Annotated in this window: 7 protein-coding genes, 2 tRNA genes and 3 rRNA genes; 8 read left to right on the top strand and 4 right to left on the bottom strand. The window is 55.4% G+C overall.

Annotation, left to right across the window (positions count from 1 at the left end):
• Nucleotides 1-19: 19 nt before the first annotated feature.
• Nucleotides 20-988, bottom strand: coding sequence for a nitronate monooxygenase family protein (locus tag ELQ88_RS31525; protein WP_138969246.1), 969 nt, complete (start codon nt 986-988; stop codon nt 20-22).
• A 30-nt stretch (nt 989-1,018) separates the two neighbouring features.
• Nucleotides 1,019-1,447 carry a protoporphyrinogen oxidase HemJ gene (gene hemJ, locus ELQ88_RS31520; protein WP_138969245.1) on the bottom strand — a complete coding sequence of 143 codons (429 nt, stop codon included), beginning with the start codon at nt 1,445-1,447 and terminating at the stop codon, nt 1,019-1,021.
• Between the two features lie 135 nt (nt 1,448-1,582).
• Here hemJ and argC point away from each other — a divergent pair, with 135 nt between their 5' ends.
• The gene (gene argC / locus ELQ88_RS31515) at nt 1,583-2,617 is read left to right on the top strand and encodes an N-acetyl-gamma-glutamyl-phosphate reductase (RefSeq protein WP_128873941.1); all 1,035 of its coding nucleotides are present in this window, start codon (nt 1,583-1,585) and stop codon (nt 2,615-2,617) included.
• Between the two features lie 168 nt (nt 2,618-2,785).
• A complete protein-coding gene (gene erpA / locus ELQ88_RS31510) occupies nt 2,786-3,136 on the top strand; it encodes an iron-sulfur cluster insertion protein ErpA (RefSeq protein ID WP_007947969.1) in 351 nt (116 codons plus the stop codon).
• Between the two features lie 70 nt (nt 3,137-3,206).
• Here the strand turns inward: erpA and ELQ88_RS31505 are convergent, their stop codons facing one another.
• The gene (locus tag ELQ88_RS31505) at nt 3,207-4,298 is read right to left on the bottom strand and encodes an anhydro-N-acetylmuramic acid kinase (RefSeq protein WP_138969244.1); all 1,092 of its coding nucleotides are present in this window, start codon (nt 4,296-4,298) and stop codon (nt 3,207-3,209) included.
• Nucleotides 4,299-4,301: 3 nt separating this feature from the next.
• A complete protein-coding gene (locus tag ELQ88_RS31500; protein WP_138969243.1) occupies nt 4,302-5,741 on the bottom strand; it encodes a peptidoglycan DD-metalloendopeptidase family protein in 1,440 nt (479 codons plus the stop codon).
• A 214-nt stretch (nt 5,742-5,955) separates the two neighbouring features.
• Between ELQ88_RS31500 and tyrS the strand changes: the two genes are divergently transcribed.
• The 6 genes from tyrS (at nt 5,956) to rrf (ending at nt 12,947) form a co-directional block, all read left to right on the top strand.
• Complete coding sequence (gene tyrS, locus ELQ88_RS31495) at nt 5,956-7,155, top strand: tyrosine--tRNA ligase (RefSeq protein ID WP_138969242.1); 1,200 nt, start codon at nt 5,956-5,958, stop codon at nt 7,153-7,155.
• Nucleotides 7,156-7,719: 564 nt separating this feature from the next.
• Nucleotides 7,720-9,256, top strand: a 16S ribosomal RNA gene (locus ELQ88_RS31485).
• Between the two features lie 125 nt (nt 9,257-9,381).
• Nucleotides 9,382-9,458, top strand: a tRNA-Ile gene (locus ELQ88_RS31480).
• A gap of 10 nt (nt 9,459-9,468) precedes the next feature.
• A tRNA-Ala gene (locus ELQ88_RS31475) sits at nt 9,469-9,544 on the top strand.
• 239 nt (nt 9,545-9,783) lie between these two features.
• Nucleotides 9,784-12,675 (top strand): 23S ribosomal RNA (locus ELQ88_RS31470).
• A gap of 156 nt (nt 12,676-12,831) precedes the next feature.
• Nucleotides 12,832-12,947, top strand: a 5S ribosomal RNA gene (rrf, locus tag ELQ88_RS31465).
• Together the 16S, 23S and 5S rRNA genes with 2 tRNA genes alongside form the textbook arrangement of a ribosomal RNA operon.
• The last annotated feature ends 128 nt before the right edge of the window (nt 12,948-13,075 follow it).

The raw sequence follows: 13,075 nt of genomic DNA, 5'->3' as shown, positions 1-13,075 counted from the left end.
AACTGGCCGAGTTGTCCTGTCAGCGCGGCCAGCGATCACGCAGCTGTGCCGCCTGTTCCAGGGCCTGGCGGTATTCATCGTCCAGGCGTGCAACCAATTGATCGACACTCGGCAGGTCATCGATTTCGCCGACGCCCTGGCCCGCGGACCATACGGTTTTCCAGGCCTTGGCTTCATCGCTCAACGGCTTGAGCTTGGCGCCGAAGTTGACCTCACCCTTGCCTTGCAATGCCGCCATGTCGAAACCGGCGGCCTCCAGGCTTTGGCGCATGAAGCTCGCCGGTACGCCCGACACGGCTGGAGTATGGACGATGTCCGCGGCTCTGGACGTCAGCAACATCTGCTTGTAGGCGTCAGGTGCATGACTTTCGGTAGTGCCGATGAATCGCGTGCCGAAGTAGGCGAGGTCCGCGCCGAGCAATTGCGCGGCAAGAATTTCGTGTCCGTGGTTCAGGCAACCGGCCAGCAGCAGGGTTTTGTCGAAGAACTGGCGGATTTCGGCAATCAGCGAAAACGGGCTCCAGGTGCCGGCGTGTCCACCGGCACCCGCCGCCACGGCGATCAAGCCATCTACCCCGGCCTCGGCGGCTTTCTCGGCATGGCGACGGGTCGTCACGTCGTGAAACACCAGGCCGCCATAGCCGTGGACGGCATCGACCAGTTCCTTCACGGCCCCCAGGCTGGTAATCACGATCGGCACTTTGTGCTCGATACAGATCTCCAGGTCCGCTTGCAGGCGCGGGTTACTGTTGTGGACGATCAGGTTCACGGCGTAAGGCGCAGGGTTGTCCAGTGTCGCCAGCCCTGCTTCGATCTCTTCCAGCCAGGCCTTGAAGCCACTGCTCTCGCGTTGATTCAGCGCTGGAAAGCTGCCCACTACACCATTTCGACAGCAGGCGAGCACCAGTTGCGGGTTGGAAATCAGGAACATTGGCGCCGCCACCACGGGCAGGCGCAAACGTTGTTCGAGCAAAGCGGGCAGCGACATTGGAAGTACCCCGGTGAGTTGTGCTTGAAATCAGAACGGCCGAACGACGACCAGAATTACGATAGCCAGCAATATCAGAACCGGCACTTCATTGAACCAGCGATAAAAGACATGGCTGCGGGTGTTTTCGCCACGGGCAAAACGTTTCACCTGGGCGCCGCACATGTGGTGGTAGCCGATCAGGATCACCACCAGCGTCAACTTCGCGTGAATCCAGGCGCCCTGACTGAATATGCCGGGGTTCAGGGCGATCAGTGCGATGCCGAAAATCAGCGTGGCGATCATCGCCGGTCCCATGATGCCGCGGTACAGCTTGCGCTCCATGATGCTGAAGCGTTCCTTGCTGACGGTGTCTTCGCTTTGCGCGTGATAGACGAACAGGCGCGGCAGGTAGAACAGGCCGGCAAACCAGCAGACCATGCTGACGATGTGCAGCGCTTTGAGCCATAGATAAAGCATTTTCAGTTATTCCCAGGTTCACGGTAAACGCGATAGTAGAGGCTTGAGGCTCCGCACGTCACCTTGGCGGTTGTCGCAGAACGATACGGGCCCTATGATCGACGGCTTTCCAGTGAGTTCGTTGAGGGCAGGTTTATGGTCAAGGTCGGTATCGTCGGCGGCACGGGTTACACCGGTGTCGAACTGCTGCGTCTGTTGGCGCAGCATCCGCAAGCTGAAGTGGCAGTGATCACTTCCCGATCCGAGGCCGGTCTGGCCGTGGCTGATATGTACCCGAACCTGCGCGGTCATTACGATGGCCTGGCGTTCAGCGTTCCGGACATCAAGACCCTGGGCGCCTGCGACGTGGTGTTCTTCGCAACGCCTCACGGTGTAGCCCATGCCTTGGCCGGTGATTTGCTCGCGGCCGGGACCAAGGTCATCGACCTGTCGGCCGACTTCCGTCTGCAAGACGCCGAGGAATGGGCCAAGTGGTACGGTCAGCCGCACGGTGCGCCGCAATTGCTGGAAGAGGCGGTCTATGGCTTGCCGGAAGTCAATCGCGAGCAGATCAGGCAGGCTCGCCTGATCGCCGTACCCGGGTGCTACCCGACGGCCACGCAATTGGGTTTCCTGCCGTTGCTCGAAGCCGGTCTGGCCGATACCACTCGCTTGATCGCAGACTGCAAATCCGGTGTCAGCGGTGCCGGCCGTGGTGCCTCCGTAGGTTCGCTGTATGCCGAAACATCGGAAAGCATGAAGGCCTACGCGGTCAAGGGACACCGTCACTTGCCGGAAATCCGCCAGGGTCTGCGGCGTGCAGCGGGCAAGGACGTCGGTCTGACTTTCGTCCCGCACTTGACGCCAATGATTCGCGGCATTCACTCCACGCTCTACGCCACTGTCGTGGATCGCTCGGTGGATTTGCAGGCGCTGTTTGAAAAGCGTTATGCCAACGAACCGTTCGTCGATGTCATGCCTGCTGGCAGTCATCCGGAAACCCGCAGCGTGCGCGGTGCCAATGTGTGCCGGATCGCCGTGCATCGGCCGCAGGACGGTGATCTGGTGGTGGTGTTGTCGGTGATCGATAATCTGGTCAAAGGCGCGTCGGGTCAGGCGGTGCAGAACCTGAACATTCTGTTCGGACTGGATGAGCGCCTGGGCCTGTCCCACGCGGGCATGCTGCCGTAAGTCTGGATTGCGCTCGACAAAAAGGCCCGTCTGACGGGCCTTTTTGCATTCCGGATGGACGATGGGTTTGATTGATATACCGTAACAATAGTTGACCGATTTTCTAGGAGAAGCGGATAATGCACGCCATCACGCATTATGGCGGCGTAACGCCGGGAGATAGTCAGCATGAGCGTCGAATCCTTCACCCCCACGGCTTTGCAATTCACCCACGGTGCCGCGCACAAGGTGAAGAGCCTGGTCGATGAAGAGGGGAATGATCGCTTGAAGCTGCGCGTATTCGTTACGGGCGGCGGTTGTTCAGGTTTTCAGTACGGCTTCACCTTCGATGAAGAAGTGGCCGATGACGACACCATCGTCGAGCGCGAGGGTGTGAGTCTGGTCGTCGATCCGATGAGCTTCCAGTACCTGGCAGGTGCCGAGGTGGATTATCAGGAAGGTCTGGAAGGTTCGCGTTTCGTCATCAAGAACCCGAACGCCTCCACCACCTGTGGTTGCGGCTCTTCGTTCTCGATCTGATGGCGTAGAGCTTCACAAGGCGCCGCATGGCCTCAGAGCCCTGCGGCGTTTTGCTGTCCGGAGTTTGGATTCAGGCGGGGTAGATGGCGCCCAGTACACGCAGGCCTCGCGCGCCGGTGACGCTGGGGCGATTGGCTGCGATGCCTTCCAGGCAGCAGTGGGCCAGCCAGGCAAAGGCCATGGCTTCAACCCAGTCCGGGTCGACACCGCAAGCCGCGGTGCTGCTGACTTTAGCCGTGGGCAGCAGGCTGGCCAGGCGGTCCATCAACGTGGCGTTGTGCGCACCACCGCCGCAAACCAGCAATTGCCGGGTATCTGATTGAGCACTTTGCAATGACTCGACGATGGTCAGTGCGGTCAGTTCAAGCAGAGTTGCCTGCACGTCTTCGGCGGCGAAAGCGGGTAGCTGTGACAAGTGCCCGGTCAGCCATGGCAGATTGAATACCTCGCGACCGGTGCTTTTCGGACCCTTGGTCACAAAAAACGGATCGCTGAGCAATGCCTTCAGCAGGACGGGTTCGACCTTGCCGCTGGCGGCCCATTGGCCGTCACGATCAAAATGGTCGCCGCGTTGCTGGTGAATCCAGGCATCCAGCAGCACATTCCCGGGACCACAGTCGAAACCGGCTACAGGTTTGCCAGGTTCGATCAGGCTGAGATTGCTGAAGCCGCCGACGTTCAATACCGCGCGGTTTCCTGCCTGTTCTTCAAACAAGGCCTCGTGAAAGGCCGGAACCAAGGGTGCGCCCTGGCCGCCAGCCGCGACGTCGCGGCTGCGGAAGTCGCTGACGACGGTGATGCCGGTCAGCTCGGTCAGCAGGGCAGGGTTGCCGATCTGTACCGTGAACCCGCGCGACGGTTCATGGCGAATGGTCTGGCCGTGGCTGCCAATCGCGCGAATGTCTGCAGGTTTCAGGTGTTGTTGATCAAGGAGGGCATGAATACCCTGAGCGGCCAGCTTCACCCAGTTCTGCTGGGCGATGGCGGAGCGGGCGATCTCGTCCGGGCCACTGGCGCACAAGCCAAGCAGCTCGGCGCGCAGGGAGTCAGGCATCGGGATGTAGTGCGTGGCGATCAGACTGATCGCCGGGGTTTGCTCGATCAGCGCAATGTCCAGTCCGTCAAGGCTGGTCCCGGACATCACACCTATATAGAGCGTCATGACTTAGCGCTTCGAAGCCAGCATGGTGGCTTTCTCCTGGTCCATGCGCGCCATCAATGGCTGGCTCTGCGCGAGGAAGCGTGCGCGTTCGGCCTTGGAGATCGGATCGGCCATCGCCACCTTCTGGCCCAGCGGGTCGACGTGTACGCCATTGACCTGGAACTCATAGTGCAAGTGCGGGCCGGTGGAAAGTCCGGTGGTACCGATATAGCCAATCACCTGGCCCTGCTTGACGCTGCCACCGGTCTTGACGCCCTTGGCGAAACCTTGCATGTGGCCGTAAAGCGTGCGGTAGGTATTTCCGTGCTGGATGATCACGGTATTGCCGTAGCCGCCGCGGCGACCGGCCAGCAGGACTTTGCCGTCGCCGGCCGCTTTGATCGGGGTGCCACGTGGTGCGGCATAGTCGACACCTTTATGCGCGCGGATCTTGTTCAGGATCGGGTGCTTGCGGCCCATGGAGAATTTCGAGCTGATGCGGGCGAAGTCCACTGGCGTCCGGATGAACGCCTTGCGCATGCTGTTGCCATCTGCGGTGTAGTAGCTGCTGTTGCCTTGTTTGTTGGTGTAACGCACCGCAGTGTAGGTCTTGCCGCGGTTGACGAAGCGCGCGGAAAGGATCGGACCAGTGCCGACGGCTTTGCCATTGACAACTTTCTGCTCGTAGATCACGTCGAACTGGTCGCCCGGGCGAATGTCCTGGGCAAAGTCGATGTCATAGCCAAACACGCTGGCCATGTCCATGGTCATTCTGTGGGACAGGCCGGCGCGAGCGGCAGACTGCGACAGCGAACTGTTGATCACGCCGTGAGCGTAGGCAGAGCGTACGGTCGGTTTGGCGGTAATGCGGTTGAAGGCATAGCCCTTGTCATTCCTGGTCAGGCTGATGGTTTCAAGATCGCTGACCTTGCTGTGCAGGTTGACCAGTTGGCCTTCCGGGTTGAGTTCGAACTCGAGCTTCTGGCCGCGCTTGAGCTGGCTGAACAGCTTGGCTTGTTTGCCGCTGGCCATTACTTCATACACCGCAGTGGCGGGTAGGCCGACTTTCTCGAACAGCGTAGAGAGCGTGTCGCCTTTGGCGACGACCACTTCCCTGTGGCTGGGAGCTTTCTTTTCTTCGATGGCAGGCACAGGTGCTGCTGCAGGTGCAGGTTCCGACGCGGACTCAGCGGTTTGCGCGGTCTCTTCGGTGCTGTTTTCGATCTGCGCGAAAGGGGACTCTTGTGGCTCGTTTGTGGCCTGGACGGCTTCGGCAGCGTCTTGATCTTGTGTCAGTTGTTCAGCAGGGCTTTCCAGTTCAAGACTCAGGGTCGTTCTTTTGGCTTCAACATCGCTGGAAGGGAATACCAGAAGCGCCAGGCTCAGGAGCGCGGCGATGCCACTCGCTGCGAGCAGGTGGGTCTTCGGGTAAAGCGGCGGCGCTTTAGACGGTTTTTTGGTCATAGGTAATGTTTGACTTTGAAAAAGATGAATTGGGAAAAGATGAATGACATGATGAACATGAAATAACTGTATAAAATATAACCAAATCATCTCTGAAGCAAGTCCGCGGACGCTCTGTCGGTGGATTGGCGTCCGTGCGCCGGGCAAAACTTTGTATTTGACGCGCGATCTTGTATGGTTGGTCCCCTTTGAATTCGAGCCTTGCGGGTCTGTTATGAAGTCGGTTGAAGAGCAGCTAGCGCTGATCAAACGTGGTGCGGAAGAATTGTTGGTCGAGGCCGAGCTGGTCGAAAAGCTCAAGCGTGGCCAGCCGCTGCGTATTAAGGCGGGCTTCGATCCGACCGCGCCGGATTTGCACCTGGGTCACACCGTGCTTATTAATAAGCTGCGCCAGTTCCAGGACCTGGGTCACCAGGTAATCTTCCTTATAGGTGACTTCACCGGGATGATCGGCGATCCGAGCGGCAAGAGCGCGACGCGTCCTCCGCTCACCCGCGAGCAGGTTCTCGAAAATGCCGAGACCTACAAGACGCAGGTATTCAAGATTCTTGATCCGGCCAGGACAGAGGTGGCGTTCAACTCAACCTGGATGGATCAGATGGGGCCGGCCGACTTCATCCGCCTGACTTCGCAGTACACCGTTGCGCGCATGCTCGAGCGCGACGACTTCGACAAGCGCTATACGACCAATCAGCCGATTGCCATTCATGAGTTCCTCTATCCGCTGGTGCAGGGGTACGACTCTGTCGCATTGCGCGCTGACGTCGAGCTTGGCGGAACCGACCAGAAGTTCAACCTGTTGATGGGGCGTGAGCTGCAGCGTGGTTATGGTCAGGAGCCCCAGTGCATTCTGACCATGCCGTTGCTCGAAGGTCTGGATGGTGTGAAGAAAATGTCCAAGTCCTTGGGCAACTACGTCGGTATTCAGGAAGCGCCGGGCGTCATGTACAGCAAGCTGGTGTCCATCCCTGATGTGCTGATGTGGCGCTATTTCGAATTGCTCAGCTTCCGCTCCATGGATGAGATCAACGCATTGCGCGCGGATGTCGAGGCGGGTGCCAATCCGCGAGACATCAAGATCAAACTGGCTGAAGAAATTGTTGCGCGTTTCCATGGCGAGGAAGCTGCGGCCAATGCTCACCGTGGGGCGGGCAATCGCATGAAGGACGGCGAGCTGCCGGATGATTTGCCGGAAATCGAATTGACTGCGACTGAAGATATGCCGATCGCTGCCGTCCTTAATAAGGCAGGCCTGGTGAAGAACTCTGCCGTGGCGCGAGACCTGCTCGGTTCCGGTGGCGTGCGTATAGATGGAGAGGTGGTCGATCGCACCTTTATATATGCACTGGGCGCGACGCATGTTTGCCAGGCCGGGAAGAAGGCGTTTGCGCGTATTACGCTTAAATCCGAATAAAGCGTAATTTAAGGCTTGACGGCAGATTCTGTAAGTCTATAATTCGCCCCACTTCCGGCGCAGTCGAAACGGAAAACTCCTTGGTAAACAAAGAGTTACGCAGTTTTCGGCAGCGAGTTACTTCAGTTCATCGAAGCCCAGAAGGAGTTGATAGGGCAGTGTTGTTTGGCTCTGTTAACGGTTCGATCTTCTCGGTCGAAAGCGGAGAAAAAGAGGTGTTGACAGCAGCGACTAACGCTGTAGAATTCGCCTCCCGCTGACGAGAGATCGGAAGCGCCAAGTGGTTGAAGTTGTTAAAGATTTCCAAGCGAAACTTTGAAAACTTCTGAAAATAACCGCTTGACAGCAGCAGAGGAAAGCGTAGAATGCGCGCCTCGGTTGAGACGAAAGATCTTAACCAACCGCTCTTTAACAACTGAATCAAGCAATTCGTGTGGGTGCTTGTGGAGTCAGACTGATAGTCAACAAGATTATCAGCATCACAAGTTACTCCGCGAGAAATCAAAGATGTAACCAACGATTGCTGAGCCAAGTTTAGGGTTTCTTAAAAACCCAAAGATGTTTGAACTGAAGAGTTTGATCATGGCTCAGATTGAACGCTGGCGGCAGGCCTAACACATGCAAGTCGAGCGGTAGAGAGAAGCTTGCTTCTCTTGAGAGCGGCGGACGGGTGAGTAATGCCTAGGAATCTGCCTGGTAGTGGGGGATAACGCTCGGAAACGGACGCTAATACCGCATACGTCCTACGGGAGAAAGCAGGGGACCTTCGGGCCTTGCGCTATCAGATGAGCCTAGGTCGGATTAGCTAGTTGGTGAGGTAATGGCTCACCAAGGCGACGATCCGTAACTGGTCTGAGAGGATGATCAGTCACACTGGAACTGAGACACGGTCCAGACTCCTACGGGAGGCAGCAGTGGGGAATATTGGACAATGGGCGAAAGCCTGATCCAGCCATGCCGCGTGTGTGAAGAAGGTCTTCGGATTGTAAAGCACTTTAAGTTGGGAGGAAGGGCATTAACCTAATACGTTGGTGTCTTGACGTTACCGACAGAATAAGCACCGGCTAACTCTGTGCCAGCAGCCGCGGTAATACAGAGGGTGCAAGCGTTAATCGGAATTACTGGGCGTAAAGCGCGCGTAGGTGGTTTGTTAAGTTGGATGTGAAATCCCCGGGCTCAACCTGGGAACTGCATTCAAAACTGACAAGCTAGAGTATGGTAGAGGGTGGTGGAATTTCCTGTGTAGCGGTGAAATGCGTAGATATAGGAAGGAACACCAGTGGCGAAGGCGACCACCTGGACTGATACTGACACTGAGGTGCGAAAGCGTGGGGAGCAAACAGGATTAGATACCCTGGTAGTCCACGCCGTAAACGATGTCAACTAGCCGTTGGGAGCCTTGAGCTCTTAGTGGCGCAGCTAACGCATTAAGTTGACCGCCTGGGGAGTACGGCCGCAAGGTTAAAACTCAAATGAATTGACGGGGGCCCGCACAAGCGGTGGAGCATGTGGTTTAATTCGAAGCAACGCGAAGAACCTTACCAGGCCTTGACATCCAATGAACTTTCCAGAGATGGATTGGTGCCTTCGGGAACATTGAGACAGGTGCTGCATGGCTGTCGTCAGCTCGTGTCGTGAGATGTTGGGTTAAGTCCCGTAACGAGCGCAACCCTTGTCCTTAGTTACCAGCACGTAATGGTGGGCACTCTAAGGAGACTGCCGGTGACAAACCGGAGGAAGGTGGGGATGACGTCAAGTCATCATGGCCCTTACGGCCTGGGCTACACACGTGCTACAATGGTCGGTACAGAGGGTTGCCAAGCCGCGAGGTGGAGCTAATCCCAGAAAACCGATCGTAGTCCGGATCGCAGTCTGCAACTCGACTGCGTGAAGTCGGAATCGCTAGTAATCGCGAATCAGAATGTCGCGGTGAATACGTTCCCGGGCCTTGTACACACCGCCCGTCACACCATGGGAGTGGGTTGCACCAGAAGTAGCTAGTCTAACCTTCGGGAGGACGGTTACCACGGTGTGATTCATGACTGGGGTGAAGTCGTAACAAGGTAGCCGTAGGGGAACCTGCGGCTGGATCACCTCCTTAATCGACGACATCAGCTGCTCCATAAGCTCCCACACGAATTGCTTGATTCATTGAAGAAGACGATAGAAGCAGCTTCAAGCTTTAAGCTACACGCTTCAAGTTTGATTGCGCTAAGCATCAAAATTGGGTCTGTAGCTCAGTTGGTTAGAGCGCACCCCTGATAAGGGTGAGGTCGGCAGTTCGAATCTGCCCAGACCCACCAATTTTGTTATGGGGCCATAGCTCAGCTGGGAGAGCGCCTGCCTTGCACGCAGGAGGTCAACGGTTCGATCCCGTTTGGCTCCACCATTTACTGCTTCTGACGTTAGAGTTTAGAAATGAGTATTCCGTTGTGAATATTGATTTCTAGTCTTTGATTAGATCGTTCTTTAAAAATTTGGGTATGTGATAGAAAGATAGACTGAACAACACTTTCACTGGTGTTGGATCAGGCTAAGGTAAAATTTGTGAGTTGCTCTTAATTGAGTATTATCGAATTTTCGGCGAATGTCGTCTTCACAGTATAACCAGATTGCTTGGGGTTATATGGTCAAGTGAAGAAGCGCATACGGTGGATGCCTTGGCAGTCAGAGGCGATGAAAGACGTGGTAGCCTGCGAAAAGCTTCGGGGAGTCGGCAAACAGACTTTGATCCGGAGATGTCTGAATGGGGGAACCCACCTAACATAAGTTAGGTATCTTAAGCTGAATACATAGGCTTAAGAAGCGAACCAGGGGAACTGAAACATCTAAGTACCCTGAGGAAAAGAAATCAACCGAGATTCCCTTAGTAGTGGCGAGCGAACGGGGACTAGCCCTTAAGTGGCTTTGAGATTAGCGGAACGCTCTGGAAAGTGCGGCCATAGTGGGTGATAGCCCTGTACGCGAAAATCTCTTAGTCATGAAATCGAGTAGGACGGAGCACGAGAAACTTTGTCTGAATATGGGGGGACCATCCTCCAAGGCTAAATACTACTGACTGACCGATAGTGAACTAGTACCGTGAGGGAAAGGCGAAAAGAACCCCGGAGAGGGGAGTGAAATAGATCCTGAAACCGTATGCGTACAAGCAGTGGGAGCCCACTTTGTTGGGTGACTGCGTACCTTTTGTATAATGGGTCAGCGACTTATTTTCAGTGGCGAGCTTAACCGAATAGGGGAGGCGTAGCGAAAGCGAGTCTTAATAGGGCGTCTAGTCGCTGGGAATAGACCCGAAACCGGGCGATCTATCCATGGGCAGGTTGAAGGTTGGGTAACACTAACTGGAGGACCGAACCGACTACCGTTGAAAAGTTAGCGGATGACCTGTGGATCGGAGTGAAAGGCTAATCAAGCTCGGAGATAGCTGGTTCTCCTCGAAAGCTATTTAGGTAGCGCCTCATGTATCACTGTAGGGGGTAGAGCACTGTTTCGGCTAGGGGGTCATCCCGACTTACCAAACCGATGCAAACTCCGAATACCTACAAGTGCCGAGCATGGGAGACACACGGCGGGTGCTAACGTCCGTCGTGAAAAGGGAAACAACCCAGACCGTCAGCTAAGGTCCCAAAGTTATGGTTAAGTGGGAAACGATGTGGGAAGGCTTAGACAGCTAGGAGGTTGGCTTAGAAGCAGCCACCCTTTAAAGAAAGCGTAATAGCTCACTAGTCGAGTCGGCCTGCGCGGAAGATGTAACGGGGCTCAAACCATACACCGAAGCTACGGGTATCACTTAGGTGATGCGGTAGAGGAGCGTTCTGTAAGCCTGTGAAGGTGAGTTGAGAAGCTTGCTGGAGGTATCAGAAGTGCGAATGCTGACATGAGTAACGACAATGGGTGTGAAAAACACCCACGCCGAAAGACCAAGGTTTCCTGCGCAACGTTAATCGACGCAGGGTTAGTCGGTCCCTAAGGCGAGGCTGAAAAGCGTAGTCGATGGAAAACAGGTTAATATTCCTGTACTTCTGGTTATTGCGATGGAGGGACGGAGAAGGCTAGGCCAGCTTGGCGTTGGTTGTCCAAGTTTAAGGTGGTAGGCTGGAATCTTAGGTAAATCCGGGATTCTAAGGCCGAGAGCTGATGACGAGTGTTCTTTTAGAACACGAAGTGGTTGATGCCATGCTTCCAAGAAAAGCTTCTAAGCTTCAGGTAACCAGGAACCGTACCCCAAACCGACACAGGTGGTTGGGTAGAGAATACCAAGGCGCTTGAGAGAACTCGGGTGAAGGAACTAGGCAAAATGGCACCGTAACTTCGGGAGAAGGTGCGCCGGTGAGGGTGAAGCATTTACTGCGTAAGCCCATGCCGGTCGAAGATACCAGGCCGCTGCGACTGTTTATTAAAAACACAGCACTCTGCAAACACGAAAGTGGACGTATAGGGTGTGACGCCTGCCCGGTGCCGGAAGGTTAATTGATGGGGTTAGCTAACGCGAAGCTCTTGATCGAAGCCCCGGTAAACGGCGGCCGTAACTATAACGGTCCTAAGGTAGCGAAATTCCTTGTCGGGTAAGTTCCGACCTGCACGAATGGCGTAACGATGGCGGCGCTGTCTCCACCCGAGACTCAGTGAAATTGAAATCGCTGTGAAGATGCAGTGTATCCGCGGCTAGACGGAAAGACCCCGTGAACCTTTACTATAGCTTTGCACTGGACTTTGAATTTGCTTGTGTAGGATAGGTGGGAGGCTTTGAAGCGTGGACGCCAGTTCGCGTGGAGCCAACCTTGAAATACCACCCTGGCAACTTTGAGGTTCTAACTCAGGTCCGTTATCCGGATCGAGGACAGTGTATGGTGGGTAGTTTGACTGGGGCGGTCTCCTCCTAAAGAGTAACGGAGGAGTACGAAGGTGCGCTCAGACCGGTCGGAAATCGGTCGTAGAGTATAAAGGCAAAAGCGCGCTTGACTGCGAGACAGACACGTCGAGCAGGTACGAAAGTAGGTCTTAGTGATCCGGTGGTTCTGTATGGAAGGGCCATCGCTCAACGGATAAAAGGTACTCCGGGGATAACAGGCTGATACCGCCCAAGAGTTCATATCGACGGCGGTGTTTGGCACCTCGATGTCGGCTCATCACATCCTGGGGCTGAAGCCGGTCCCAAGGGTATGGCTGTTCGCCATTTAAAGTGGTACGCGAGCTGGGTTTAGAACGTCGTGAGACAGTTCGGTCCCTATCTGCCGTGGACGTTTGAGATTTGAGAGGGGCTGCTCCTAGTACGAGAGGACCGGAGTGGACGAACCTCTGGTGTTCCGGTTGTCACGCCAGTGGCATTGCCGGGTAGCTATGTTCGGAATAGATAACCGCTGAAAGCATCTAAGCGGGAAACTAGCCTCAAGATGAGATCTCACTGGGACCTTGAGTCCCCTGAAGGGCCGTCGAAGACTACGACGTTGATAGGTTGGGTGTGTAAGCGCTGTGAGGCGTTGAGCTAACCAATACTAATTGCCCGTGAGGCTTGACCATATAACACCCAAGCAATTTGTGAACTCGAAAGAGGCCAGATTGCGGTGTGTGAAGACGAAATGAACCGAAAGTTCGAATCTCACTAAACACCGAAAGCTATCACATACCCGATTTGCTGAAGCGAAGCCGACTGGCTACGACTCAGTACCCGAATTTCTTGACGACCATAGAGCATTGGAACCACCTGATCCCATCCCGAACTCAGCAGTGAAACGATGCATCGCCGATGGTAGTGTGGGGTTTCCCCATGTGAGAGTAGGTCATCGTCAAGATTGAATTCCGAAACCCCTATCTGCGTATGCAGGTAGGGGTTTTGTTTTTGTTCGCAGGAAATCCGACCCCCAGGGTTTCTATGCAACGGCTCGGTGCATGGCTATCATGCGGACCTCATTGTGAGGCG

It is taken from the genome of Pseudomonas sp. MPC6 (genome assembly GCF_006094435.1).
GTDB lineage: Bacteria > Pseudomonadota > Gammaproteobacteria > Pseudomonadales > Pseudomonadaceae > Aquipseudomonas.
The sequence above is the reverse complement of the archived record's forward strand: the minus strand, read 5'-3'. Positions and strand labels throughout refer to the sequence as shown.

Excerpts from the sequence above, each read along its gene's own strand:
- argC (WP_128873941.1), top strand. The coding sequence starts at position 1,583 with ATGGTCAAGGTCGGTATCGTCGGCGGCACGGGTTACACCGGTGTCGAA.
- hemJ (WP_138969245.1), bottom strand. The coding sequence starts at position 1,447 with ATGCTTTATCTATGGCTCAAAGCGCTGCACATCGTCAGCATGGTCTGC.
- erpA (WP_007947969.1), top strand. The coding sequence starts at position 2,786 with ATGAGCGTCGAATCCTTCACCCCCACGGCTTTGCAATTCACCCACGGT.
- ELQ88_RS31505 (WP_138969244.1), bottom strand. The coding sequence starts at position 4,298 with ATGACGCTCTATATAGGTGTGATGTCCGGGACCAGCCTTGACGGACTG.
- ELQ88_RS31500 (WP_138969243.1), bottom strand. The coding sequence starts at position 5,741 with ATGACCAAAAAACCGTCTAAAGCGCCGCCGCTTTACCCGAAGACCCAC.
- tyrS (WP_138969242.1), top strand. The coding sequence starts at position 5,956 with ATGAAGTCGGTTGAAGAGCAGCTAGCGCTGATCAAACGTGGTGCGGAA.
- ELQ88_RS31525 (WP_138969246.1), bottom strand. The coding sequence starts at position 988 with ATGTCGCTGCCCGCTTTGCTCGAACAACGTTTGCGCCTGCCCGTGGTG.